The organism is Halomonas halmophila (genome assembly GCF_006540005.1).
Taxonomy (GTDB): domain Bacteria; phylum Pseudomonadota; class Gammaproteobacteria; order Pseudomonadales; family Halomonadaceae; genus Halomonas; species Halomonas halmophila.
The window spans coordinates 85,204-108,704 of sequence record NZ_BJOC01000013.1; the positions used below are offsets into that span (position 1 = coordinate 85,204).

24 protein-coding genes are annotated in these 23,501 nt (G+C 62.0%); 21 read left to right on the top strand and 3 right to left on the bottom strand.

Going from position 1 to position 23,501, the window contains the following annotated elements:
• The first annotated feature begins 5 nt into the window (after nucleotides 1–5).
• The 18 genes from HHA01_RS04610 to HHA01_RS04695 all read left to right on the top strand — a co-directional run bounded on the left by HHA01_RS04610 (nucleotide 6) and on the right by HHA01_RS04695 (nucleotide 17,372).
• Nucleotides 6–1,310: an NCS2 family permease gene (locus HHA01_RS04610; RefSeq protein WP_141318211.1), complete on the top strand. Its 1,305-nt coding sequence runs from the start codon at nucleotides 6–8 to the stop codon at nucleotides 1,308–1,310.
• Nucleotides 1,311–1,332: 22 nt separating this feature from the next.
• Nucleotides 1,333–1,878 (top strand): adenine phosphoribosyltransferase, encoded by a 546-nt coding sequence (locus HHA01_RS04615; RefSeq protein ID WP_141318213.1) that lies wholly within the window; start codon nucleotides 1,333–1,335, stop codon nucleotides 1,876–1,878.
• A gap of 56 nt (nucleotides 1,879–1,934) precedes the next feature.
• Nucleotides 1,935–2,618 (top strand): uracil-DNA glycosylase, encoded by a 684-nt coding sequence (ung, locus tag HHA01_RS04620; protein ID WP_141318215.1) that lies wholly within the window; start codon nucleotides 1,935–1,937, stop codon nucleotides 2,616–2,618.
• A gap of 112 nt (nucleotides 2,619–2,730) precedes the next feature.
• Nucleotides 2,731–3,360 carry a uracil phosphoribosyltransferase gene (gene upp / locus HHA01_RS04625; protein WP_141318217.1) on the top strand — a complete coding sequence of 210 codons (630 nt, stop codon included), beginning with the start codon at nucleotides 2,731–2,733 and terminating at the stop codon, nucleotides 3,358–3,360.
• 501 nt (nucleotides 3,361–3,861) lie between these two features.
• A complete protein-coding gene (locus HHA01_RS04630) occupies nucleotides 3,862–4,950 on the top strand; it encodes an ABC transporter ATP-binding protein (protein ID WP_141318219.1) in 1,089 nt (362 codons plus the stop codon).
• Between the two features lies 1 nt (nucleotide 4,951).
• Complete coding sequence (locus HHA01_RS04635) at nucleotides 4,952–6,052, top strand: ABC transporter ATP-binding protein (protein WP_141318221.1); 1,101 nt, start codon at nucleotides 4,952–4,954, stop codon at nucleotides 6,050–6,052.
• On the top strand, nucleotides 6,045–6,923 hold the full coding sequence (locus HHA01_RS04640) for a carbohydrate ABC transporter permease (RefSeq protein WP_141318223.1): 879 nt from the start codon (nucleotides 6,045–6,047) through the stop codon (nucleotides 6,921–6,923). The genes HHA01_RS04635 and HHA01_RS04640 overlap by 8 nt, the downstream gene beginning before the upstream one ends.
• Before the next feature lies 1 nt (nucleotide 6,924).
• Complete coding sequence (locus HHA01_RS04645) at nucleotides 6,925–7,821, top strand: carbohydrate ABC transporter permease (RefSeq protein ID WP_246053814.1); 897 nt, start codon at nucleotides 6,925–6,927, stop codon at nucleotides 7,819–7,821.
• Nucleotides 7,822–7,834: 13 nt separating this feature from the next.
• Complete coding sequence (locus HHA01_RS04650; RefSeq protein ID WP_141318225.1) at nucleotides 7,835–8,107, top strand: DUF2160 domain-containing protein; 273 nt, start codon at nucleotides 7,835–7,837, stop codon at nucleotides 8,105–8,107.
• 56 nt (nucleotides 8,108–8,163) lie between these two features.
• Complete coding sequence (locus HHA01_RS04655) at nucleotides 8,164–9,906, top strand: ABC transporter substrate-binding protein (protein ID WP_141318227.1); 1,743 nt, start codon at nucleotides 8,164–8,166, stop codon at nucleotides 9,904–9,906.
• Nucleotides 9,907–10,051: 145 nt separating this feature from the next.
• Nucleotides 10,052–11,695 (top strand): glycerol-3-phosphate dehydrogenase/oxidase, encoded by a 1,644-nt coding sequence (locus HHA01_RS04660; protein WP_141318229.1) that lies wholly within the window; start codon nucleotides 10,052–10,054, stop codon nucleotides 11,693–11,695.
• Nucleotides 11,696–11,825: 130 nt separating this feature from the next.
• Nucleotides 11,826–13,067 carry a uracil-xanthine permease family protein gene (locus HHA01_RS04665; RefSeq protein WP_174787715.1) on the top strand — a complete coding sequence of 414 codons (1,242 nt, stop codon included), beginning with the start codon at nucleotides 11,826–11,828 and terminating at the stop codon, nucleotides 13,065–13,067.
• A gap of 91 nt (nucleotides 13,068–13,158) precedes the next feature.
• Entirely contained in the window at nucleotides 13,159–13,764 is a 606-nt protein-coding gene (mobA, locus tag HHA01_RS04670) for a molybdenum cofactor guanylyltransferase MobA (protein WP_246053815.1), read from the top strand.
• On the top strand, nucleotides 13,761–14,351 hold the full coding sequence (gene mobB / locus HHA01_RS04675; RefSeq protein ID WP_141318233.1) for a molybdopterin-guanine dinucleotide biosynthesis protein B: 591 nt from the start codon (nucleotides 13,761–13,763) through the stop codon (nucleotides 14,349–14,351). Before mobA ends, mobB begins: the two co-directional genes overlap by 4 nt.
• A gap of 151 nt (nucleotides 14,352–14,502) precedes the next feature.
• Nucleotides 14,503–15,312 carry a cyclic pyranopterin monophosphate synthase MoaC gene (gene moaC / locus HHA01_RS04680; protein ID WP_141318235.1) on the top strand — a complete coding sequence of 270 codons (810 nt, stop codon included), beginning with the start codon at nucleotides 14,503–14,505 and terminating at the stop codon, nucleotides 15,310–15,312.
• 4 nt (nucleotides 15,313–15,316) lie between these two features.
• A complete protein-coding gene (gene moaE, locus HHA01_RS04685; protein WP_141318237.1) occupies nucleotides 15,317–15,772 on the top strand; it encodes a molybdopterin synthase catalytic subunit MoaE in 456 nt (151 codons plus the stop codon).
• On the top strand, nucleotides 15,769–16,761 hold the full coding sequence (gene moaA, locus HHA01_RS04690; RefSeq protein WP_141318239.1) for a GTP 3',8-cyclase MoaA: 993 nt from the start codon (nucleotides 15,769–15,771) through the stop codon (nucleotides 16,759–16,761). Before moaE ends, moaA begins: the two co-directional genes overlap by 4 nt.
• Before the next feature lie 320 nt (nucleotides 16,762–17,081).
• Nucleotides 17,082–17,372 carry an H-NS family histone-like protein gene (locus tag HHA01_RS04695; RefSeq protein ID WP_141318241.1) on the top strand — a complete coding sequence of 97 codons (291 nt, stop codon included), beginning with the start codon at nucleotides 17,082–17,084 and terminating at the stop codon, nucleotides 17,370–17,372.
• Nucleotides 17,373–17,443: 71 nt separating this feature from the next.
• On the opposite strand, the gene HHA01_RS04700 is transcribed toward HHA01_RS04695, so the two are convergent.
• The gene (locus tag HHA01_RS04700) at nucleotides 17,444–19,033 is read right to left on the bottom strand and encodes a ribonuclease J (protein WP_141318243.1); all 1,590 of its coding nucleotides are present in this window, start codon (nucleotides 19,031–19,033) and stop codon (nucleotides 17,444–17,446) included.
• A gap of 228 nt (nucleotides 19,034–19,261) precedes the next feature.
• Here HHA01_RS04700 and purU point away from each other — a divergent pair, with 228 nt between their 5' ends.
• Nucleotides 19,262–20,116 carry a formyltetrahydrofolate deformylase gene (gene purU, locus HHA01_RS04705; RefSeq protein WP_141318245.1) on the top strand — a complete coding sequence of 285 codons (855 nt, stop codon included), beginning with the start codon at nucleotides 19,262–19,264 and terminating at the stop codon, nucleotides 20,114–20,116.
• Nucleotides 20,117–20,124: 8 nt separating this feature from the next.
• Here purU and dinB read toward each other — a convergent pair whose 3' ends face one another.
• Both dinB and lexA read right to left on the bottom strand, forming a co-directional pair.
• Nucleotides 20,125–21,171: a DNA polymerase IV gene (dinB, locus tag HHA01_RS04710; protein WP_141318247.1), complete on the bottom strand. Its 1,047-nt coding sequence runs from the start codon at nucleotides 21,169–21,171 to the stop codon at nucleotides 20,125–20,127.
• A gap of 67 nt (nucleotides 21,172–21,238) precedes the next feature.
• Nucleotides 21,239–21,901: a transcriptional repressor LexA gene (lexA, locus tag HHA01_RS04715; RefSeq protein WP_141318249.1), complete on the bottom strand. Its 663-nt coding sequence runs from the start codon at nucleotides 21,899–21,901 to the stop codon at nucleotides 21,239–21,241.
• A 415-nt stretch (nucleotides 21,902–22,316) separates the two neighbouring features.
• Here lexA and HHA01_RS04720 point away from each other — a divergent pair, with 415 nt between their 5' ends.
• Together HHA01_RS04720 and HHA01_RS04725 are read left to right on the top strand one after the other, a co-directional pair.
• Nucleotides 22,317–22,982: a TetR/AcrR family transcriptional regulator gene (locus HHA01_RS04720; protein WP_141318251.1), complete on the top strand. Its 666-nt coding sequence runs from the start codon at nucleotides 22,317–22,319 to the stop codon at nucleotides 22,980–22,982.
• On the top strand, nucleotides 22,982–23,497 hold the full coding sequence (locus HHA01_RS04725) for a L,D-transpeptidase (protein ID WP_141318253.1): 516 nt from the start codon (nucleotides 22,982–22,984) through the stop codon (nucleotides 23,495–23,497). Before HHA01_RS04720 ends, HHA01_RS04725 begins: the two co-directional genes overlap by 1 nt.
• Nucleotides 23,498–23,501: the final 4 nt, after the last annotated feature.

Below are 23,501 nucleotides of genomic sequence, written 5' to 3' on the forward strand. Positions count from 1 at the left end.
GACGCATGCTGAAACATTGGATCGACAACCATTTCAAGCTGGCCGAGCATGGCACCACCGTCAAGACGGAGGTGATCGCGGGTATCACCACCTTCCTGACCATGGCCTACATCATTTTCGTCAACCCGAGTATTCTGTCGGAATCCGGGATGGACTATGGTGCCGTCTTCGTTGCCACCTGTGTGGCATCGGCGCTCGGTTGCCTGATCATGGGGCTGTGGGCCAATTACCCGGTTGCCCTGGCACCCGGCATGGGCCTCAACGCCTTCTTTACCTATGGCGTGGTCATGGGCATGGGGTATACCTGGGAGGCGGCGCTGGGCGCGGTCTTCCTGTCCGGCCTGACCTTTTTCCTGCTGAGCATATTCCGCATTCGCGAGTGGATCATCAACTCGATCCCCACGTCGCTGCGCCTGGGTATCGCCGCGGGTATCGGCCTGTTCCTGGCCATGATCGCGCTCAAGAATGCCGGCATCGTGGTGGCCAACGATGCCACCTATGTGGCGCTGGGGGATCTCACCGAACCCGCCGCCCTCTATGCACTGCTGGGCTTTTTCGTGATCACGGCCCTGGCCTATCGGCGCGTCACCGGCGCCGTGATGATCGGCATTCTCGGCGTGACTGTGCTGGCCATGCTGCTGGGGCACAATGAATTCGGCGGCGTGATGTCCATGCCGCCCTCCGTCGCGCCGACCTTCATGGCCATGGACCTGGCCGGTGCGCTGGACGTGGCGATGCTCAGCGTGGTGTTCGCCTTCCTGTTCGTCGATCTGTTCGATACCTCGGGTACCCTGATCGGCGTGGCCCATCGCGGTGGCCTGCTCGACGAGCAGGGCAAGCTGCCGCGCATCGGCAAGGCCATGATGGCCGACAGCTCCGCCTCGATGGCCGGCGCCGCCCTGGGCACCTCGACCACCACCAGCTACATCGAGTCGACCGCGGGCATCGTCTCCGGCGGGCGTACCGGTCTGACGGCCGTGGTGGTGGCCGTGCTGTTCCTGGTCAGCCTGTTCTTCGCGCCGCTGGCCGGTTCCATTCCGGCCTATGCCACGGCCGGCGCATTGCTTTATGTGGCCGTGCTGATGGCGGGCAGTCTGGCCCATGCCGACTGGGACGATGCCACGGAAGCCGCTCCTGTACTGATTGCCGCGCTCGCCATGCCGCTGACCTTCTCGATCGCCGAAGGCATCGCGCTGGGCTTTATCAGCTATGCCGCCATCAAGGCCCTGGCGGGCCGCTTCAAGGACCTGAACCCGGCCGTGATCATTCTGGCGCTGGTCTTTGCCGCCAAGGTACTCTTCCTCGACTGACACTTACCTACTGAGATTCGTGATGAGCATTTACGGCGACTATATCAAGTCTGTGATCCGCACCGTTCCTGACTGGCCGCAGGAAGGGGTCAATTTTCGCGATATCACGCCGCTGCTGCAGAACAGCGCAGCGTTTCGCAAGCTGATCGACAGCTTCGTGCATCGCTACCAGGAGATGGAGCTTGATGCCATTGCCGCCATCGATGCCCGTGGCTTCATCGTCGGGGCTCCCCTGGCCTATGAACTGGGCTGCAGCTTCGTGCCGGTGCGCAAGAAGGGCAAGCTGCCATTCCAGACCATCAGCGAGACCTATACCCTGGAATATGGCGAGGCCGAGGTCGAACTGCATGCCGATGCCTTCCGCAAGGGTGATCGCATCCTGCTGGTCGACGACCTGATTGCCACGGGCGGCACCATGCTGGCCGCCGCCAAGCTGATCACGCGCAGTGGCGGCCTGGTGGTCGAGACCTCGACCATCGTCGATCTACCCGACCTGGGCGGCGCGCAGCTCATTCGCGATGCCGGCTACAGTGTCTTCGCGGTGTGCTCGTTCACCGAGGACGAGTGAGTCGTCCGTCGTTGATCGACATGCCAGGATTGCGCCATCAGCTTGGACGGTGAGGCATGAGCAAGGTACTTCCCGACACTTGGCACCAATACCTGGGTGACGAATTCCAGGCCCCCTACATGCAGGCACTGCGTGACTTCCTCGCCGCCGAGAAGGCGGCGCACAAGGTCATCTATCCGCATTCGTCCCACTGGTTCAGGGCCTTCGAGCTGACCCCGCTGGATGAGGTACGGGTGGTCGTGCTGGGGCAGGATCCCTATCACGGCCCTGACCAGGCACATGGCCTGTGCTTTTCGGTGCGCCCCGGCATCCAGATCCCGCCGTCGCTGCAAAACGTCTACAAGGAATTGGAGCAAGACCTGGGCTGCGAGCCGGTCGGTCACGGCTTTCTCGAAAGCTGGGCACGCCAGGGAGTCTTGTTGCTCAATACCTCGCTGACGGTCGAGCAGGGCAATGCCGGCTCGCACCGCGGCAAGGGCTGGGAGACCTTCACCGACCGCGCCATTGCCACGGTCAACGCGCATGCCGGGCCGACGGTCTTTCTGCTGTGGGGTGGCCACGCACGCAAGAAAAAGGCACTGATCGACACGCGCCGCCATCTGGTTCTGGAGTCCCCGCACCCGTCGCCGCTATCGGCCTATCGTGGCTTCTTTGGCTGCCGACATTTCTCGCGAGCCAATGCCTTCCTGGCCGAGCAGGGCCGCAGCCCCGTGGACTGGCAGCTCCCCGCCCAACCGTGAGATGTCCCGCCTGACACGTCGTGGCGGGCCAGCTTAACCTCGCGGCGCGATACGGGTAGAATGCTCGGCAATTTGTGCCACCGACCCAACCGCCGCCAAGAGGTTCTCGCTCATGAGTGTCCATGCCATTCAACACCCGCTCGTTCAACACAAACTGGGACTGATGCGTCAGGCGGGCATCAGTACCAAGAGCTTTCGCGAGCTGGCCGGCGAGGTGGCCAAGCTGCTGACCTATGAAGCCACCCAGGACCTCGAACTGGAACTGCAGGACATTCCGGGCTGGAGTGGCGAGCCGATCACCGTCAACCAGCTCAAGGGCAAGAAGGTGACCATCGTGCCCATCCTGCGTGCCGGCCTCGGCATGCTGGAAGGCGTGACCGACCTGATTCCCAGTGCACGTGTGAGTGTCGTGGGGCTTTATCGCGATGAAGATACCCTCCAGCCGGTACCGTACTTTTCCAAGTTCGTCGGCGATCTCGACGAACGCATGGCCATTGTCATCGATCCCATGCTGGCCACCGGCGGCTCCATGGTGGCCACTCTGGATATGCTGCGCGAACGCGGCTGCAAGCATATCAAGGTGATCGTGCTGGTCGCGGCACCCGAGGGCATCGAGCGCGTGCAGCGCGACTATCCGGATCTGGAGATCTATACTGCCTCGGTGGATGAAAAGCTCGACGACAACGGTTATATCGTGCCCGGGCTGGGTGATGCAGGCGACAAGATCTTCGGTACCCGCTGAGAGGGTGTTTACAAACTACTGCGCTCGCCCATGCGGCGTTGAAATCAGCCTTAAAATGCTCATTTACCAGCTCGTAAACTCCGCTTTTGCGGCTGATTTCGCCTAGCCTGGCCGTCGCTCGTGACTTTCGTAAACACCCTCTGAGTCGTCCGCCCCCGTCCATGGCGGGGGACGCCTGGTGACGGTCTGACTGGCCGTCTGCGCCAATCTTTCTGGGGGCGCCAAGGGGCGGCCCCTTTTTATGTTCGAAAACGAAAAATATCGAACCTGGTTCCTGCACAGCCATCCGGGTGGCGGTTTTCATCGACCACCTAGACAAAAGTTATAGAGCCTCATTAATTTCTTTTTATTCAGAGTGTTATGCGTGAACTGCGGGCGCTGACGGGCTGCGTTGAGCGGTTTTCGCGAAATAACATTTGTGTCTGAATTCGAATCTCGGCTAACTTGGTGCGACACGCCTGCTTAGCGTGGTCTCAACAACAATGATCAGCCGAGATCCGTATGTCATTGACCCTCGAAAACATGGACCGGGTGGTCGGCGGTGAAACCCATATCGCCGACATGAACCTGACGCTGGAACCCGGCTCCTTCAATGTGTTGCTGGGCCGGACGCTCTCCGGCAAGACCAGCCTGATGCGCCTGATGGCCGGGCTCGATACGCCGACCCGAGGCCGGATCCTGATGAACGGCGAGGACGTGACGGGACGTTCGGTGCGCCATCGCAACGTCTCCATGGTCTACCAGCAGTTCATCAACTATCCCGGCTTGAGCGTCTACGACAACATCGCCTCGCCGTTGAAACTGGCCAGGGTCCCGCGCGCCGAGATCGATCGGCGGGTACGCCAGATTGCCGAGATGCTGCACATGGAGCACCTGCTGGAGCGTCTCCCCCTGGAGCTTTCCGGCGGTCAGCAGCAACGCACCGCCATGGGTCGGGCACTGGTCAAGGACGCCGATGTGGTGCTGTTCGACGAGCCGCTGGTCAACCTCGACTACAAGCTTCGCGAGGAGTTTCGCGAGGAACTGCGCGCGGTGTTCAGCGAGCGCAACTGCATTGCCGTCTATGCCACCACCGAGCCCGGCGAAGCCCTGGCGCTGGGCGGCAATACCGCCGTGCTGCATGAAGGCCGTCTGGTCCAGTACGGCGCTACCGAGGATGTCTATCACCGTCCGGGCAACATTGCGGCGGCGGAGATGTTCTCCGAACCTCCGATCAATATCGTCACCGGCAGCGTGTCCGGCACCGAGATCCGCTTCGATGAGAGCCTGCACTTTCCGGCGGGGGAAGCGCTGGGCAAGCTGTCGCCGGGTGACTACCGCTTCGGTATCCGCGCCTCGCATATCACCCTCGAGCCACGTGCCAGCGATGATGTCGAGCTCCGGATGAGTGTCGATATCGCCGAAATCAGTGGCTCGGAAACCTTCCTTCATGTGCACAACGACCACTTCCACATGACGGTTCACCTGGACGGGGTGCACGAATTTGCCGTGGATGAGCCGGTCACGCTGTATTTTCCGGCTCACAAGGTCTATGCCTTCGATCCTGACGGGGCCGTGGTCCACATACCGGCGCATCTGGGAGGTATCTGACATGGCCGAGATTACACTGAAGTCCCTGGCGCACACTTATTCGGCCGCTCCCCGGTGCGACGCGGACTATGCCATTCGCGAGATGGACCATGTCTGGCATCAGGGCGGGGCCTATGCGTTGCTCGGCCCGTCGGGTTGCGGTAAATCAACGCTGCTCAACATCATCTCCGGCTTGCTGGAGCCCTCGAGCGGCGAGGTGCTGTTCGATGGCGAGGTGGTCAATGCACTACCACCGGAGGAGCGCAACATCGCCCAGGTTTTCCAGTTCCCGGTCATCTACGACACCATGACGGTCTACGATAACCTGGCGTTTCCCCTGCGCAACGTGAAGACACCGGAAGCCCGCGTCCATGAACGCGTCATGGAAGTGGCTGATGTCCTGGAGCTGACCGCGCAACTCAAGCGCAAGGCCAAGAACCTCACCGCGGATGAGAAGCAGAAGGTCTCCATGGGACGCGGGCTGGTGCGTGATGACGTCTCGGCGATTCTCTTCGATGAGCCGCTGACCGTGATCGACCCGCAGCTCAAGTGGAAGCTGCGCCGCAAGCTCAAGGAGATCCACCAGCGCTTCGCCATCACCATGGTCTACGTCACCCATGACCAGCTCGAAGCCTCCACCTTCGCCGACAAGATCGCGGTCATGTACGAGGGCCAGGTCGTGCAGTTCGGCACGCCGCGCGAGCTGTTCGAAACCCCCAACCACACCTTCGTCGGCTACTTCATTGGCAGCCCCGGCATGAACTTCCTGGATGTCGAAGCCCGTGATGGGAGTGTCTGGGCCGGTGATACCCGTCTGGAAGTCGGGCGGGGCGTGCACGCCACAATCCTCAGGGCCGACTCCTCCAATGTCCGGCTGGGTATTCGGCCGGACTTCATCGAGGTGCACGACGAGCCGCTGGAAGGGAGCATGGAGGCGCGCGTCGAGCATGCCCAGGACCTGGGGACCTATTCCATCGTCTATCTGTCGCTGGGCGGCGTCTCGCTCAAGGCGCGCATCGAAGAGGACCAGAAGACGCCGCTCGAGACGGCCTGGTTACGCTTCCCGGATGAGCGTCTCGGCGTCTATGTCGATGAATACCGCGTGGAGATCGACCATGAATAAAGTCTACAACAATCGGGCCTGGTGGCTGATCCTGCCCATGCTGCTGCTGGTGGCCTTCTCGGCCATCATTCCCTTGATGACGGTCGTCAACTATTCGGTGCAAGACGTCTTCGACGCCCATACGCGCTTCTTTACGGGAACCGAATGGTTCAAGGAGATGCTCAACGATCCTGCCCTCCAGGCGGCCGTGCTGCGGCAATTTGCCTTCTCACTGACGATTCTGGCCATTGAGGTGCCTTTGGGGATTGGTATTGCATTGCTCATGCCCAAGAAGGGCTGGCAGGCCTCGGCGGTGCTGATCCTGGTCACCATGCCGCTGCTGATTCCCTGGAATGTGGTGGGCAGTATCTGGCAGATCTTCACGCGTGGCGATATCGGCCTGATGGGCTGGAGCCTGCGCGAGCTGGGCTATGGTTACAACATCACGGCCAGTCCGGTGGATGCCTGGGCCACCATCATTCTGATGGATGTCTGGCACTGGACGCCGCTGATCGCACTGCTCTGCTACAGCGGCCTGCGTTCGATTCCGGATGCCTATTATCAGGCGGCACGCATCGATCGTGCCTCGAAGTGGTCGGTGTTTCGCTACATTCAGTTGCCCAAGCTGACCAATGTGCTGGTGATCGGGGTGCTGTTGCGCTTCATGCACTCCTTCATGATCTATGCCGAGCCCTTCGTGCTCACCGGGGGCGGGCCGGGCAGTTCGACGACCTTCCTCAGTCAGTCGCTGACCACCATGGCGATCGGCCAGCAGGATCTGGGGCCATCTGCCGCCTTTTCGCTGATCTATTTCCTGATCATTCTGCTGGTCACCTGGGTGTTTTACACCGCGATCATGAACATGCAGAAAGACAACAACAAGGGGGCATGAGATGAGCCATTCATCACAGCCGACAACACCCGAAGCGGTTCGTCAATCCGCTGCGGCCGCCGACAACCGCCGGCGTCGCAAGGCACGGCCGGCTTCCCGGCAGTGGCGTCGTCGCGGCCTGATGGCGGCCTACATCGTCTTCGTGCTGCTGCCGATCTACTGGCTGCTGAACATGTCCTTTCAGTCGAACACTGAAATCCTCGGTAGCCTGACATTGTGGCCGCAAGACTTCACGGTCGAGCACTACGCCAAGATTCTCACCGAGTCCAGTTGGTACATGGGTTATGTCAACTCCATCACCTATGTGTTGATGAACATGCTGATCAGCATTGTGGTCGCGCTGCCGGCCGCCTATGCCTTCAGTCGCTACCAGTTCATCGGTGACAAGCACCTGTTCTTCTGGCTGTTGACCAACCTGATGGCACCACCGGCCGTCTTCCTGCTGCCGTATTTCCAGCTGTATTACACCGTGGGGCTGTTCGACACCCACTTGGCCGTTGCCCTGGCGCACTGCCTGTTCAATATTCCGCTGGCGGTATGGATTCTCGAAGGCTTCATGAGCGGTGTTCCCAAGGAAATCGACGAAACGGCGTTTATCGACGGCTACAGCTTCCCGCGTTTTTTCGTCAAGATTTTCATTCCCATGATCAGCTCGGGGATCGGCGTCACGCTGTTCTTCCTGTTCATGTTCTCGTGGGTCGAACTGCTGTTGGCCAGCACCCTGACTTCCACCGATGCCCAGCCGATTGCCTCGGTGATGACGCAGACCAAGGGCGCCTCGGGTATCGACTGGGGGGCACTGTCCGCGGCCGGCGCCCTGACCATACTGCCGGGTATCGTGGTGGTGTACTTCGTTCGCAATCACATCGCCAAGGGCTTTGCCCTGGGCCGTACCTGAGGAGGGTCGTGACATGGAATGGATGGTCTGGACCACGCCCACTGCCGTCTTCTTTGCTGTCATCGCGGCCCTGCTGGCCTGCATGACGACCTGGGAAGTCGTGTCACCGACCGTCGAGCGCAAGGGCTTTCTGCCCATTTCGACCACCCGTGGTGATCGCTTCTTTATCGGCCTGCTTTCGGCGGCCTATATCCACCTGATCGTGATCGGATTCACGCCACTCAGCATCTGGATGGCTCTGGGGGCATCGGTAGTCTGGTGTCTGATACTGATGCGCTGGGGCTGACAGAAACGCATGGAGCCCAATGTCCAGGACGGACCACAACAACTCAAGAGGTCAACATGAAATACACAACAATGCGACTCTCTGCACTGGCGGCCAGTGTCATGCTGGCCAGCGGTGCGCTGCACGCCGATGATCACGATGCTCGCGCCATTGCCGAGCGCCTGGTCGATGAGCACTTTCAGGACTCGACGCTGAGCCGCAAGGAGCAGATCGAGGAACTGATGTGGTTTGCCGAGGCGGCGGAGCCCTTCCGGGGGATGGAGATCAACACGGTAGCGGAAGGCCTGACCACGCACATCTACGAACGTGATGTGCTGGCCGAGGCCTTCAGCGAGCTGACCGGTATCGAGCTGACCCACAACATCATTGGCGAAGGTGATGTGGTGTCCAACATGCAGACGCAAATGCAGACGGGGCGCAATATCTATGATGGTTACGTCAATGATACCGATGCCATCGGCACGCATATCCGTTATGGCGATACGGTAAACCTCTCCAAGGCCATGGAGAATGAGTGGGCCGACTATACGCTGCCGACACTGGATCTCGATGATTTTATCGGGCTGCAATATGGTACGGCACCGGATGGCAGCGTCTATCAGCTCCCGACCCAACAGTTCGCCAACCTCTACTGGTTCCGCTATGACTGGTTCCAGCGCGAAGATTTCCAGAAGCAGTTTCGGGAGATCTATGGCTATGACCTGGGTGTCCCCACCAACTGGACAGCCTACGAAGATATCGCCGAGTTCTTCACCGAGCATGTCGGCGAAATCGATGGTACCAAGGTCTATGGCCACATGGACTATGGGCGTCGCGACCCGTCCCTGGGCTGGCGCTTCCACGACTCCTGGCTGTCCATGGCCGGCATGGGCAGTCCCGGGGTGCCGTTCGGTAATCCGGTTGATGACTGGGGCATTCGTGTGAACGAGCAAAGCCAGCCGGTGGGCGCCAGCGTGTCACGTGGTGGCGCGACCAACTCGCCGGCTTCGGTGTTTGCCGTGACCAAGATGGTCGACTGGCTCGAGAAGTATGCCCCGCCCGAAGCTAGTGGCATGACCTTTGGCGAGGCTGGCCCGGTACCCGCACAGGGTAATATTGCCCAACAGATGTTCTGGTACACCGCCTTCACCGCCGACATGACCGCTCCCGACCTTCCGGTGACTGACGCTGAAGGCAATCCCAAGTGGCGCATGGCACCGTCACCCACGGGTCCCTACTGGGAAGAAGGCATGAAGGTCGGTTATCAAGACGTGGGCGCCTGGACCTTCTTCGAGTCAACTCCCGAGGATCGCCGCACCGCGGCCTGGTTGTTCGCCCAGTTCACCGTGTCCAAGACGGTGTCGCTGGAGAAGCTGATGGAAGGGCTGACACCGATTCGCGAGTCCGATGTGTTCTCCGAACAGATGACCGAGATGGCACCCAAGCTGGGCGGCCTGGTGGAGTTCTATCGCAGCCCCAACGAGTCCAAGTGGACGCCGTCGTCCACCAATGTGCCGGACTATCCGCGCATGGCACCGCTGTGGTGGCAGAACCTGGCACCCGCGGTCAGTGGAGATATGTCACCCAAGGAGGCTCTGGACAACCTGGCCGGTGAACTCGACAGCATCATGTCACGCCTGGCGCGAGCCGATGTCTTCGACAGCTATTCCCCGGTGCTCAATGAGGAGCGGGACCCGCAATATTGGCTTGAACAACCGGGTGCCCCCAAGCAGGAGCTCGACAACGAAATGCCCGAGGGCAAGACCGTGCCCTATGACGAACTTATGGAGGCGTGGATGGCTGCCGGCGAACGTGAATGACCTCAGGCGCCGGTCGTGAGACCGGCGTGGTCACGCCCGGACCCAGGCTCGGGCGACTGGACAAGGTTTCACCGGTTGCCTGAACGGGACGAGGCCCCGCTCGGAGCAAACCGAGCGGGGCCTTCTTTCTGAACAAGGGCCAAACATGCAACTTAGAGAAAGCAATATTCGTCAACTGACCGAGCAGACCTTCGATACCCTGGTCATCGGGGCGGGCATCAATGGCGCCTCGGCAGCGGCGGCACTCAGCGGCAAGGGCAGCAGTGTTGCGCTGATCGACCGCGGAGACTTTGCCGGCAGCACCAGCATGCACTCCTCAAATCTGGTCTGGGGCGGCATCAAGTACATGGAAAGCGGCGACTTCAAACTGGTGCGCAAGCTGTGCAAGAGTCGCAACCATCTGATCCGCAGCTATCCCTCGACGGTGCAGGAGATCCGCTTTCTGACCACCATCGACAAGGGCTTCCGGCATCATCCGTTATACCCCTGGGCGGGAACCTGGCTCTACTGGTTGATGGGAAGCGCCTTCACCCGGATGCCGCACTTTCTGCGACCTGGGGCTATCAAGGCGCGCGAGTCGATCATCGATACCTCGAATGCGCAGGGGGGCTTCGAATACTCCGATGCTTATCTGCATGACAATGATGCACGCTTTGTCTTCAGTTTCGTCCGCAATGCGCTGGATTTCGGTGCCATGGTGGCCAATTACGTCGAATCCCTGGGCTCGCGCCGCGAAGGCGATGTGTGGGTGACGCAGGTGAGGGATGGCATCGACGGCCGGACCTTCGAGATTCGCTCGCGAGTGCTGATCAATGCCGCCGGCCCCTGGGTCGATGAGCACAATCGGCTCACGCAACAGCCGACCGACCACCATCATGTGTTCTCCAAGGGCATACACCTGATCGTGCCACGCCTGACCCCCAACAAGCGAGTGCTGGCTTTCTTTGCCGATGACGGCCGACTGTTCTTCGTGATTCCCATGGGTCGGCGCACCTGCATCGGCACCACCGACACCCGGGTCGACAGCCCTGACGTATCGGTGACCGAGGATGACATCCGCTTCGTGCTCGACAACATCAACAAGCGCCTCGAACTCGACAGCCCCTTGACCAGTGAAGACATCATCTCGACGCGCTGTGGTGTCAGGCCGCTGGCCGTGAAACCCAGCGGTGGCAATGATCGGGACTTTCTCAACCTGTCGCGCAAGCATGCCATCGACATTGACCCGAACAGCTACCACCTCAGCATCTTCGGCGGCAAGCTGACGGACTGCCTGAATGTCGGCGAAGAGGTCGTGGCGGAAGTGCGCCAACTGGGCATCGACATGCCGTACCCCGAGCATCGCTGGTATGGCGAGCCGGATGAGGCAGTCCGCGAGGACTTCATGCACCAGGCGAGCCGCATGGGGCTGGACAGCATGACGCACCCGGATGCATCGGAACCGCTCAGCACGCGGCTATGGCGACGCTATGGGCGTCAGGCACTGGAACTGCTCGAGGACATTCGCCTCGATCCCGAACAGGCGCAGGTCCTGATCGAAGGCACCGAGTATCTGCGCTGCGAGCTGAAGCTGGCGCGACGCAGTGAAATGGTGACCAAGCTGGATGACTTCCTGCGGCGCCGCTCGAAGGTGTCGCTGGTCGTCTCCGAGGCGACATTGCATGCCTCGCCCGGTCTCATGGAAGCATGCCGCATCCTGTTCGACGATCAGGCCGAGCAGCGTCTGGCCGAATACTGGCAGTCACGGCAGGCACTGCCCCGGGGAGAAGCGGCGGAAGAGGCGGGCTGAGCCGGCGCCGGGTCGCCATGGTCAGGGCGTGGGCGAGTGTAGCTCAGGCGCTCAGGGTTACCGGGCGGGGCCGGGTTGCTAGAATGGCCAGGCTCGAGCCATTCATCCCGCCCTGCAGGAGCCTTTCCCGATGACTGACGATACGCCAGCCGCGGCGACGCCGACGGATTCCCCCATGCGCACCCTGCTGGTCGGTGCACAGATGCTCTTCGTGGCCTTCGGAGCCCTGGTACTGGTGCCGCTGCTGACCGGCCTCGATCCCAATGTAGCGTTGTTCACCGCCGGCGTCGGTACCCTGGTCTTTCATGCCGTGACTGGTGCCAGCGTACCGGTCTTCCTGGCATCATCCTTCGCCTTCATTGCCCCCATTCAGAGTTCGGTGAAGAGTTTCGGCATTCCGGCCACGCTCGGCGGGATCCTGGCCGCCGGCCTGGTCTATGTGCTGATCTCGCAGTTCGTCCGACTCAAGGGCACGGCCTGGCTGCATCGGCTGTTGCCGCCGGTGGTGGTCGGCCCGGTGATCATGGTGATCGGCCTGGCGCTGGCGCCGGTGGCGGTGGACATGGCCACCGGGGGCACCAGCGATGATATCGGCTATGGCCAGGCCATCACGCTGTCCATGGCCAGTCTGCTGGTGACCATGGTGCTGGCCGTCTTCGGCCGCGGGCTGATCCGCCTGGTACCCATCATGGGCGGCATCGTGACCGGGTACATCCTGTCCATGATCATGGGCGTGGTGGACTTCGCTCCGGTCCGGGATGCCGCCTGGCTGGCGCTGCCGTCCTTCACAGCTCCCAGCTTTCACTGGGCGGCCATTCTCTTCATGATTCCCGTGGCCATTGCTCCGGCGGTGGAGCACATCGGCGACATGGTGGCCATCGGCTCGGTGACGCGTCGGCACTATCTCGAGAAGCCCGGATTGCACCGCACGCTGCTTGGCGACGGCCTGGCGACCTGCTCGGCCGCACTGTTCGGCGGGCCGCCCAATACCACCTACTCCGAGGTGACCGGGGCCGTGACCCTGACGCGTGCCTTCAACCCGCGCATCATGCTGGTGACCGCCGTCATCGCCATTCTGCTGTCCTTCCTCGGCAAGCTGGGCGCTGTCCTGCAGACCATTCCGGCCCCGGTCATGGGCGGCATCATGACATTGCTGTTCGGCTCGATTGCCGTGGTCGGCATGAACACCCTGGTACGTGCAGGTAGTGAACTCACGGCCTCACGCAATCTGGTGGTGGTGTCCTTGATTCTGGTCTTCGGCATCGGCGGCATGCAGTTCGGGGAAGGCCAGTTCACACTGCAGGGCGTCAGCCTGGCGGCCCTGGTCGGCATCCTGCTCAATGCCGTATTGCCCCGGGAAGCGGAAGACTGAACCGGGCAATACAGCATGGCGCCCGGCATTGCGCTCAGGCATCATGAGAGGCATCAATGATGAACGTCGAGGACAAGCATCAGGAGGCGTGGTGATTCCTCGTGATGAGCTGACGGGGCTGATACTGGCCGGGGGCCGCGGGCAGCGCATGGGGGGCTGCGACAAGGGGCTGGTTGCCTTTCGCGGCAGGCCGCTTGCCGGACACGCGGCCGAGGTGCTGCGTGAGCATGTCGGCGAGCTGCTGATCGTGGCCAATCGCCATCAGCAGGCCTATGCCAGCCTGGCCGATCGCGTCATCGGGGATGTCGAGACCGACTATCAGGGACCCTTGATGGGGCTCTACAGTGGCTTGCGGGCGGCACGTGGTCGCTGGCTGGTCGTCGTGCCCTGCGATGTCCCGGCCCTGCCGGCCAACCTGGTAACGCGTCTCGCCGATGCGGTTGGCGATGCCGATATCGGCGTGGCGCATGATGGCCACAGGAGTCATCCGGTCGTGGCCCTGTTGCGCGTGACGCTGGCCGCGGACCTGGCCCACTGCCTGGCGCAGGGCGAGCGCAAGCTCGATAGCTGGCAGGCCCGCCATCGGCGCGTACGGGTCGACTTCTCCGACTGTCCCGCGGCGTTCGTCAACCTCAACACCCAGGCCGAGCGTCTGCGCCTGGAACGCGCACTCGACGAGGAGCCGCCAACGTCATGACCGATGCCATACCCGCCAGCCTCGATCTGTCGGCGTCGCCGGCCTTGCTGGGCATCGCCGCCTGGAGCGGTACCGGCAAGACCACGCTGCTCGAGCAGCTGTTGCCCGCCCTGCGTCAGCGTGGCCTGAGGGTGGCGGTCATCAAGCATGCCCACCATGACTTCGATGTCGATAAGCCCGGCAAGGACAGTCACCGTCTGCGCCAGGCCGGGGCAACCCCCATGCTGGTGGCCTCCCGGGCGCGTATCGCGCTGATGATGGAAACGCCCGAGCGTGCAGAAGCGGACCTGGCAGAGCTGATCGACATGGTCAGCCATCAGTCGCCGGATCTGATTCTCGTCGAGGGCTTCAAGGCCTGGCCGCTGCCGAAACTCGAGCTCTACCGCAGTGAGCTCGGCAAGCCGCCACTGGCGGCGCAGGACCCGTGGATCAAGGCGGTGGCCAGCCAGGGGGATCTCACGCCGCCGGCCGATGTCGAGCACCTGGATCTCGATGATGTCGAGGCGCTGGTGAGCTGGGTCGCGCACTGGCCGGCACGCTGGCCGCAGGCAGGCCGACCGCGTGGATCATCGGGGGCCGCCACCTGATGCTGTTCCGATGACAGGCAGTTGCTCGCTGCCTGCCCGAGCCGGCCGATCAAAATCCATGCATGACTGTCACACGATAGAGGCAAGAACTCTCTGCTCCACTGGCTGATTGCATGACGTTTCCGACGACCTGAAACTAGGCATTAACACCATGACTCTGACTCATCTCAACGCCCAGGGTGAAGCGCGAATGGTCGATGTGGCCGACAAGCCGGAGAGCCGGCGTGAGGCGAGTGCCTCGGGTGCCATCTACATGCATCCGGCCACGCTCCAGCGGCTTGCCGACGGCAATCTGCCCAAGGGAGACGTGCTGGCCACGGCCCGTATTGCGGCCATTCAGGGCGCCAAGCGTACCCACGAACTGATCCCCTTGTGTCACGCCTTGCCACTGTCGAAGGTCGAAGTCGACTTTCGCGTCGATGAAGCCGCGGGATGTGTGCACGTGTTTGCCCATTGCCGCCTGAATGGGCGCACCGGTGTGGAGATGGAGGCCCTGACGGCGGTGTCGGTTGCCTGTCTGACGCTCTACGACATGTGCAAGGCGGTGGACAAGGACATGGTGATCGGCTCGATCCAGCTGGATGAGAAGAGCGGTGGAATGTCCGGTGACTATCAACGTGCGGCGTCCGCCGAAAGAACCCCGATCGTGACCGGGGAGGGCGCCAGTGGCGAGGTCTCCCTGGGCTCCCTGATCGGCGCGGATGAACCCTGTGTGAGGGTCAAGTGCCTGGCAGAGCTGCGCGAGCGGCTGGGGATCGGCGAAGTCAACGTGCCCTTCGAGCGCATGAAAAGTGCCGATGTCAGTGGCCTGAAGACCGTGCTCAAATCCATGGATTCGCGTTTCGTCGGCCTCGAGGAAGGGCGTATCCTGTGTGCCGTTAACCAGGTCATGGCGGGTGATGCCACGCCACTGACCGCCGATGATGAAGTGGCGTTTTTCCCCCCGGTAACCGGAGGTTGAGTGAATGATCCGTGTCCAGCCACAGCCCTTTGATGCCGGTGAGGAACAGCGACTGTTGCTGGCCGGGCGTCGCGACATCGGCGCCGTCGTGAGTTTCACCGGCCTGGTGAGAGACTTCAATGAGCGTCCGGATGTGCAGGCGCTGAGTCTCGAACATTATCCCGGCATGACGGAATCGGCACTGGCCGGGATCGTGGCCGAAGCCGAGGCCCGCTGGTCCTTGCAGGGCGTGCGCCTGGTTCACCGGGTCGGGCATCTGCAACCGGGCGATCCCATCGTGCTGGTGATGGTCGCCAGTGCGCATCGTCGCGCCGGCTTCGAGGCCTGTGACTTCATCATGGATTATTTGAAGACCCGGGCCCCTTTCTGGAAAAAGGAACACACCGCCAGTGGCGATTACTGGGTCGCGGAACGCCAGACTGATCTTCAGGATGCCCAGCGTTGGGAGGCTTCATCATGACCGACGAGTTGATCGACAATTTTGGACGCAAGGTAAGCTATGTGCGCCTGTCCGTCACCGATCGCTGTGACTTTCGCTGTGTCTACTGCATGAGCGAAGAGATGACCTTCCTGCCGCGCGATGAGGTCCTCAGCCTCGAAGAGCTGGGACTGGTGGCGAAGGCCTTCACCGAGCTGGGGGTCGAGAAGATTCGCCTGACCGGTGGTGAGCCGCTGGTGAGACGGGATATCTCGCGCCTGGTCTCGGATATCGGGGCCTTGCCGGGCCTCAAGGACTTCTCCATGACCACCAATGGTGCCGGGCTGGGTCGACATGCGCAGGCCTTGCGTCAGGGCGGTCTGGAACGCCTCAATATCAGCCTGGACACCCTGGATCCCGAGCGTTTCAAGCGCGTGACGCGTACCGGGGATCTCCAGAAGGTGCTGGATGGCATGCGTGCCGCGCGCGACGCCGGTTTTCGGCGCATCAAGCTCAATGCCGTGATCCTCAAGGGGCGCAATGACGATGAAGTGACGTCGCTGGTCGATTTCGCGCGTCGCGAGCAGGTCGATATCAGCTTTATCGAGGAAATGCCGCTGGGCGAGGTGTCCGATCACTCGCGTGCCGAGACCTATTGCTCGAGTGATGAAGTCAAGGCCATGATCGAACAGCACCATGAACTGCTGCCCACCACGGAGACGACGCCGGGGCCCTCTCGCTATTTCCGCATGCCGGACAGCGAAACAAGAATCGGCTTCATTTCTCCCCATAGCCACAATTTCTGCTCTTCCTGCAATCGCGTGCGTGTCACCGTCGAAGGGCGCCTGTTGCTGTGCCTGGGCAACGAACACTCCGTCGATCTGCGTGCCGTGTTGCGTCGTCACCCCGGCAATATCGAGGAACTCAAGAAGGCCATCATTGCCGCGATGCCGCTCAAGCCGGAACGCCATCACTTCACCACGGATGGGGATGTGCAGGTCGTGCGCTTCATGAACATGACCGGCGGTTGAGCTCTTCTCAGGCCTCTTGCCTCAATTGGCCTGTTTTACCCGGCGCCTTTTCCCTATCAAAGGTTCTCGCAATTCTCTCCAGAACGTCCGAGTACACGGTACTTTTTCCGGGTGCTGGACAGGGGATTTTCCTTTCTTTTCTTGCTAAAATGCAATTCGTCAATATACTTTTGTTGAGGTTGCTCGAACAGCTCACGGGAACGGCTGGGCAACCCGGTGCGGTTCAAACTTGATGAAATCGATCCAGCCTGCGCAGATCGGCAGAGTTTGTTTCAGTACTGACAAGTTTATACGTCCAATAATTCTTCACGGAGGGGGTAATGTCCACTCAGACCCTGGAACAGATCGCTCGAAACAAGAACGTGGCCCGGGCTGCCGCTCGTCAGTTGAGCATGGAGCAGCTTCACAAGCTCGCCGAGGTGATCGGTGAAGTGATCGAGCAGAAGAACGACGAAGAAAAACGTCGTCAGGATGAAGAAGAGCAGAAGGCACGCAAACTGGCCGAAATTCGCGAGCAGATCAACGAAGCCGGCCTGTCGGTCGAGGATCTCGTGCCGGATCAGCCCAAGCGTAAACGCGGACGCCCGCCGAAGAATGCCGAGAAGTCGTGAGGGCTATTCAAGGGTTCGCCTGGATGACAGCGAGGCAGTGAGATGGCGGCGTGCATCGGGAAGGATGCACGTCAGTCATTGCCTGCCACGGCCTGGTTTTCCATGGCGAATATCTGCAGATGAACCTCCGGTACACGCTGGAGGTGGTCCGCCAGCCAGGCCATGACATCCGGATAGAGCATTTCCCGCAACTCGACCAGGGAGTCGCCCCCAGCGCTCTCCAGGCACTCGTCCAGCCGGTCCGCCAGCGCGGTTTCATCCAGCGGGCTGGCATGACTGTCATCCAGCATCAGTCGTCCGATACGGCTCCAGCCCAGACCCGTGGCCGCCACGGTGATGGCCACGAACAGCTCGTCGTGTCGTGATGCCGTCTCTCCCCCGGCGCCTGCCACCGGCGCGTTGCGGTTCTGGTCGATGATGCGTGGCGTCAGGCGATGGTGCTGCTCGAGCACCAGGCCGTCATCATCCAGGCGCAGCATGTCGCCATTGCGCGGGATCAGCGGCGCGTCGATACCCAGTTCCTGCGCCAGAGCCTGGTGGGCATGCTGATGTCGGGCTTCGCCGTGCACCGGCAGTAGACGCTCGGGTGCCACCCACTGATAGAAGGTACGCAATTCCTCCTGATAGGGGTGGCCGGAAGCATGCAGGGCCGGTTGGGCGTCATCATCCAGCAAGGTGATGCCCTTGATCCGCAGGGCATGCTTGAGGCGTTCGATGATGCGCTCGTTGCCCGGAATCGCCCGCGCCGAAAAGATCACGCTATCGCCGGGGGTCAGCTCGAAGTGTGGGTGACGGCCGGCCGCCAGGCGAGACAGGGCGGCGCGGGGTTCGCCCTGGCTGCCGGTCGCGATCACCAGGACTTCCTCGGGTGGCAGATACCCCAGGTCATGCACCGGCACCAGGGCGGGAAAGTCCTCCAGATAGCCGAGTCCCTGGGCAATGCGCACCATGCGTTCCATGGAACGTCCCATCAGGCTGACCCGGCGCCCACAGCGCTCGGCGGCCCGCCCAATGGCGAGGACGCGATCCAGGTTGCTGGCAAAGCAGCTGACCACCACCCGTCCGGGCAGGGGAGCAATGGCCTCGGCCAGCGCATCGGAGACCTCGCTCTCGCTGCGTGAATGCCCGGCGTCGGGGGCACAGGTGGAGTCGCCCACCACCAGATCCACCGGCGCGATGGCGCGGAAGGTGTCGGCATCCACCGGGGCGCCCAGCAGCGGGGCAGGGTCGAGTTTCCAGTCACCGGTGTGCAGGATCCGGCGATCGCCGGCCTGAATCAGCAGGGCGCAGCTTTCCGGAATCGAATGGGTTACCGGGAGGTAGCGCAAGGTAAAGAAGCCGACCTCGGTGGCTTCGCCGGGCTCGATGACCCGGATGGCATGGCTGCTCAGGCCATGTTCGGCAAACTTGCTGCGCAGCAGGCCGGCGGCCAGGGGGGTGGCATGAATGGGGCAGCCCCAGCGCGGCCAGAGCCAGGCCGCGGCCCCGATGTGATCCTCGTGACCATGGGTGATGATCAGTGCCTCGGGCGCGATGTTCAGTGTCTCGAGCAGGGCAGTGTCGGGTATCTGCAGCGGGCCGCCGGGTAGATCCTGGCGAATCATCATGCCGCAATCCACGGCTATCCAGTGGTCGCGGTGGCCGTAGAGCATGAAGTTCATCCCGATTTCGCCACACCCGCCGAGTGGAAGCAATTGCAAAGGGGAGCGTCGGCGGGAGCGTATTTGCACGCGGGGCTTCAACATCGGGAAGGGCTGGGTCGAGAATGTGCCGTTCACTATACGGGATCGCCACCATGACCCACAATCAACGCCCGGAACCTGTGTCCCTGCGACGTCATTTCGCTACAATGGCGCGCTTTCTTGTTTCCCTAATGGAACGCATTCGCCATGTGTCATCGTTATCGTCTGGTCATTTCCTGTCCGGATCAGCTGGGTATTGTGGCCGGGGTGTCGAGCTTCATTACCGGGCATGGTGGGTCGATCACCGAAGCCAGTCAGCACTCCGATCTGGAGACAGGGCGCTTTTTCATGCGTTACGAGATTCGCGCGGATTCGCTCGGCATGACGGCCGACAGTATGCGCGATGCCTTCCTGCCCATTGCGCAGGAATTCGATATGCACTGGGCGCTGACGGACACTCGCCAGCGGCGTCGAATGGTGTTGATGGTCTCGCGCGAAAGCCATTGTCTGGTCGACCTGCTGTACCGTTGGACCGCCGGTGAGCTCGATTGCGATATCGCGGCCGTGATCTCCAATCATGATGATCTGCGCAGCCTGGTCGAATGGCACGCGATACCCTTTCATCATGTTCCCGTGGAGGCGCAGGACAAGGCGCCGGCCTTTGCCGAGATCGAAGGGCTGGTCGAGGCGGCGCAGGCTGACTGCGTGGTGCTGGCCCGTTACATGCAGATCCTGCCGCCGGCCATCTGCCAACGCTATGCCGGCCGGGTGATCAACATCCACCACAGTTTCCTGCCGTCCTTTGCCGGCGCCAAGCCTTACCACCAGGCCCATGAGCGCGGCGTCAAGCTGATCGGCGCGACCTGCCATTATGTCACCGAGGAGCTGGATGCCGGACCGATCATCGAGCAGGGGGTACATCGCGTCAGTCACTGTCACACACCCTCGGACCTGGTGCGTTTCGGGCGCGATGTGGAAAAGGCCGTGCTGGCTCGCGGCGTGCGCTGGCATCTCGAGGACCGGGTCCTGATGCATGGCAACAAGACGGTCGTCTTTGCCTGAGACACTCTCTAGAGGGGCAGCGGCAACTGCTGACGCGCCTGTTCGGGGACCAGGCGGGCCCCGACACCCAGCAGGCGCACGGGGCGGTGCGCCCGTGCCCAGGCCTGCTCGAGCAGTTGCGCGAAGCTTTCCGGCGTCACGGCCATGCCACGACTCTCCATGGTGGTGATGCTGAAGTCATCGAAACGCACCTTGACGAAAATGCCCGACAACGGGGGTTGGCCATGGCCGTCGATGCGCTGGGTCAGCCGCTCGCATAACGGCAGGAGTGCCTGGTGGGCGCTGTCGAGGTCGGGGAGGTCCTGGCCGAAGGTGGTCTCGACACTGATCGACTTGCGTTCACGCTCGGTGCGTACCGGCCGCTCGTCGATGCCCCGCGACAATTCGAACAGTCGTCTGCCGAATTTGCCGAATTCGTCGAGCAGTTTTTCGAAGGGCTGTTGGCGCAGGTCGGTGCAGGTCGCGATCCCGAGGGCGTCCAGTCGCGCCGCCGTGGCGGGCCCGACACCATGCAGCTTGTTGACCGGCAGGCGCGCGATGAAGTCATCGACCCTGTCGGGGGCAATGACGGTGAGGCCATCAGGCTTTTCCCAGTCACTGGCAATCTTGGCCAGGAACTTCGAGGGGGCGGCGCCCACCGAGACGGTAATGCCGGTGCGTGCCATGCACTCCTGCTTGAGCCACTGGGCCATCCAGGTGGCGCTGCCCTGAAAGGCCTCGACGGCGCTGACATCCAGATAGGCTTCATCCAGAGAGAGGGGCTCGACCAGGGGAGTCAGCTCGTGAAAGATGGCCTGGATATCCCGTGAGACCGCGCGATACTTGTCGAAATTGCCGGGCATCAGGGTCAGGTCCGGGCAGAGCTTCAAGGCGCGAGCGGTGGGCATGGCCGAGTGAATGCCATAGGTGCGAGCCGGGTAATTGCAGGTGGCAATCACCCCGCGCCGCTCGCGCGAACCACCGATCGCCAGCGGGATGTCGCGCAACGCGGGATCGTCGCGCATTTCGACGGCCGCATAGAAACAGTCGCAGTCGGCATGCAGAATCTTGCGCAAGGCCGCCTTACCCCTTCATGCGATGGGCCCGGAACGATACGGGCGGATGCGATTCAATCCGGGGGCATCAGTTCAGTGCCTGGCCATTGCCGCCACGGATCACTCCCACGCCGATGCCCTCGATCTCCAGTTCCTGATGGCGCAGATCGACTTCGATGGGGGCGAAATCGGCATTCTCGGCTTCCAGCGTGACATGATGGCCCTGACGGTGGAAGCGCTTGACCGTGACCTCATCCTCGAGGCGGGCCACCACGATCTGTCCATCGCGGATGCGGTCGGTGCGGTGGACCGCCAGCAGGTCCCCCTCGAGGATGCCGATGTCCTGCATGGACAAGCCGCGTACCCGAAGCAGGTAATCGGCCCGCGGCGTGAAGAACTCGGCGGGCAGGGGGCAGTAGCGATCGATGTGCTCGGTGGCCAGGACCGGGCTGCCGGCGGCCACTTCACCAATGATCGGCAGCCCCTGGGAGCTCTCGGTTTCGTTCGAGGACTCGGCCGTGAGGGGCTCGGCTTCCTGTGCCGGTAGCCGGATGCCCCGGGAAGTGCCGCGAATCACACGGATCACGCCCTTGCGTTCGAGCGCACGCAGGTGCTCCTCGGCGGCATTCGGCGAGCGAAACCCCAGGGCGCGCGAGATTTCTGCCCGTGTCGGCGGATAGCCCAGTTCATTCATGGTCTTGACGATGAAGTCGAAGACATTCTGCTGGCGAGGCGTGAGGGAGCGAGTCATGCGACCTCCGGTTCATGGACCTGGGGATGGTGCCGATCATGGTTGTCGGGAAACACGGTGCCGGCGTCTGTGCGGGCAGCTTGCCGAGCAGTTTAGGCATTGTCCGAAAACTGTCTGCGCTCGGTTATACGGCGTTGAAAATCTTCTCAAAATGCTCATTTACTCCTTGTAAACTCCGCGTTTTCGTAGATTTTCGCCTTGTCTAACCTTCGCTCGTCGACTTTTCAGACAGGCCTAGTGCTTCCTCCTGGTGGTCAAGTATACAGCATGATTATCCATCCAGTAAAAGTGTGCCGCGATTGACGGGCAAAACGTGATGTTTCAAACAGTTGACAGAAGCCTGAATTGAGGCAATGTGATGCATGACGTACACTGCAGACAATTCAAACAATTGTTTCCAACCCGGACTCGACTCATGGCCCAACCGGACACCGTCACGCGCATCCTGGATACCGCCGAGGTGCTGTTCGCCGAGCGAGGGTTCGCCGAGACCTCGTTACGCCATATCACCAGCAAGGCCAAGGTCAATCTGGCTGCCGTCAACTATCATTTCGGCTCCAAGAAGTCGTTGATCCAGGCGGTCTTCGCCCGTTATCTGGATCCCTTCACGCTGCGCTTTCATGCCGCTCTGGATGAGCTGGAAGCGCAGCATCGTCACGATGACAGCATCATTCCACTCGAGGAGCTCCTCGAGACCATGGCCCGTACCGTGCTCGAAGTACCGGCCGAACGGAACAGTCTGAAGGTCTTCATGCGGCTCCTGGGGCTGGCGTACAGCCAGGCTCAGGGCCATCTGCGTCGCTATATCCAGGAAGAATACGGCAGTGTCTTCCGCCGCTTCACGGAACTGGTCAGGCGTGCCACGCCCGAGCTGCCGGATGCCGAGCGTTTCTGGCGCCTGCACTTCGTGCTGGGCACGGTGATCTTCACGCTTTCCGGGCTCGATGCGCTGCGCGATATCGCCGAGCAGGACTATCAGGAACATGTCTCGGTACGCGACCTGATACGGCGGCTGCGTCCCGTCGTGGTCTCGGCCATGCAGGCGCCATTGCCGGAACTGCCGGCTCAGGAGGCCGGTTGATGCGAACCCCGCGCCTGCCGTCACTGCCGCCCGAGGCCGAGACCTGGGTGGAGATCGATGTTGACGCCCAGCAGCTGACTCTCCACCAGGGCAGAGAGGCGCTCTGGTCCTGTGCGGTATCCACCGGGGCCGCCGGCACCGGAGAACTCGATGGCAGTGGTGCCACGCCCTTGGGCTGGCACTATGTCCGCGCGGCCATCGGGGAGGGCAACCCGTGCGGGACCGTCTATCGGGGGCGACGTCTGACCGGCGAGGTGTTCGATGAGCAGCTCGCCGCCGCGCATCCCGAGCGTGACTGGATCCTGACCCGTATCCTCTGGCTGTGCGGACTGGAACCGGGCCGCAACCGGGGTGGCCGGGTCGATTCCCAGCGGCGTTATATCTACCTGCACGGCACGCCGAGTGACCAGCCCATGGGCGTGCCGGCGTCCCACGGCTGTGTGCGACTGCGTGACCCCGACCTGCTGGCCGTCTTCCGTCATGCCGTGCCCGGCACGCCGGTCTGGTTGCATTGAGAGC

Coding starts and splice junctions, on each gene's coding strand:
- ung (WP_141318215.1), top strand. CDS start 1,935: ATGAGCAAGGTACTTCCCGACACTTGGCACCAATACCTGGGTGACGAA.
- HHA01_RS04700 (WP_141318243.1), bottom strand. CDS start 19,033: ATGAACTTCATGCTCTACGGCCACCGCGACCACTGGATAGCCGTGGAT.
- HHA01_RS04635 (WP_141318221.1), top strand. CDS start 4,952: ATGGCCGAGATTACACTGAAGTCCCTGGCGCACACTTATTCGGCCGCT.
- moaA (WP_141318239.1), top strand. CDS start 15,769: ATGACCGACGAGTTGATCGACAATTTTGGACGCAAGGTAAGCTATGTG.
- HHA01_RS04640 (WP_141318223.1), top strand. CDS start 6,045: ATGAATAAAGTCTACAACAATCGGGCCTGGTGGCTGATCCTGCCCATG.
- HHA01_RS04650 (WP_141318225.1), top strand. CDS start 7,835: ATGGAATGGATGGTCTGGACCACGCCCACTGCCGTCTTCTTTGCTGTC.
- HHA01_RS04630 (WP_141318219.1), top strand. CDS start 3,862: ATGTCATTGACCCTCGAAAACATGGACCGGGTGGTCGGCGGTGAAACC.
- HHA01_RS04655 (WP_141318227.1), top strand. CDS start 8,164: ATGAAATACACAACAATGCGACTCTCTGCACTGGCGGCCAGTGTCATG.
- HHA01_RS04645 (WP_246053814.1), top strand. CDS start 6,925: ATGAGCCATTCATCACAGCCGACAACACCCGAAGCGGTTCGTCAATCC.
- HHA01_RS04665 (WP_174787715.1), top strand. CDS start 11,826: ATGACTGACGATACGCCAGCCGCGGCGACGCCGACGGATTCCCCCATG.
- purU (WP_141318245.1), top strand. CDS start 19,262: ATGTGTCATCGTTATCGTCTGGTCATTTCCTGTCCGGATCAGCTGGGT.
- upp (WP_141318217.1), top strand. CDS start 2,731: ATGAGTGTCCATGCCATTCAACACCCGCTCGTTCAACACAAACTGGGA.
- HHA01_RS04720 (WP_141318251.1), top strand. CDS start 22,317: ATGGCCCAACCGGACACCGTCACGCGCATCCTGGATACCGCCGAGGTG.
- HHA01_RS04615 (WP_141318213.1), top strand. CDS start 1,333: ATGAGCATTTACGGCGACTATATCAAGTCTGTGATCCGCACCGTTCCT.
- mobB (WP_141318233.1), top strand. CDS start 13,761: ATGACCGATGCCATACCCGCCAGCCTCGATCTGTCGGCGTCGCCGGCC.
- HHA01_RS04660 (WP_141318229.1), top strand. CDS start 10,052: ATGCAACTTAGAGAAAGCAATATTCGTCAACTGACCGAGCAGACCTTC.
- HHA01_RS04725 (WP_141318253.1), top strand. CDS start 22,982: ATGCGAACCCCGCGCCTGCCGTCACTGCCGCCCGAGGCCGAGACCTGG.
- moaC (WP_141318235.1), top strand. CDS start 14,503: ATGACTCTGACTCATCTCAACGCCCAGGGTGAAGCGCGAATGGTCGAT.
- HHA01_RS04695 (WP_141318241.1), top strand. CDS start 17,082: ATGTCCACTCAGACCCTGGAACAGATCGCTCGAAACAAGAACGTGGCC.
- moaE (WP_141318237.1), top strand. CDS start 15,317: ATGATCCGTGTCCAGCCACAGCCCTTTGATGCCGGTGAGGAACAGCGA.
- lexA (WP_141318249.1), bottom strand. CDS start 21,901: ATGACTCGCTCCCTCACGCCTCGCCAGCAGAATGTCTTCGACTTCATC.
- HHA01_RS04610 (WP_141318211.1), top strand. CDS start 6: ATGCTGAAACATTGGATCGACAACCATTTCAAGCTGGCCGAGCATGGC.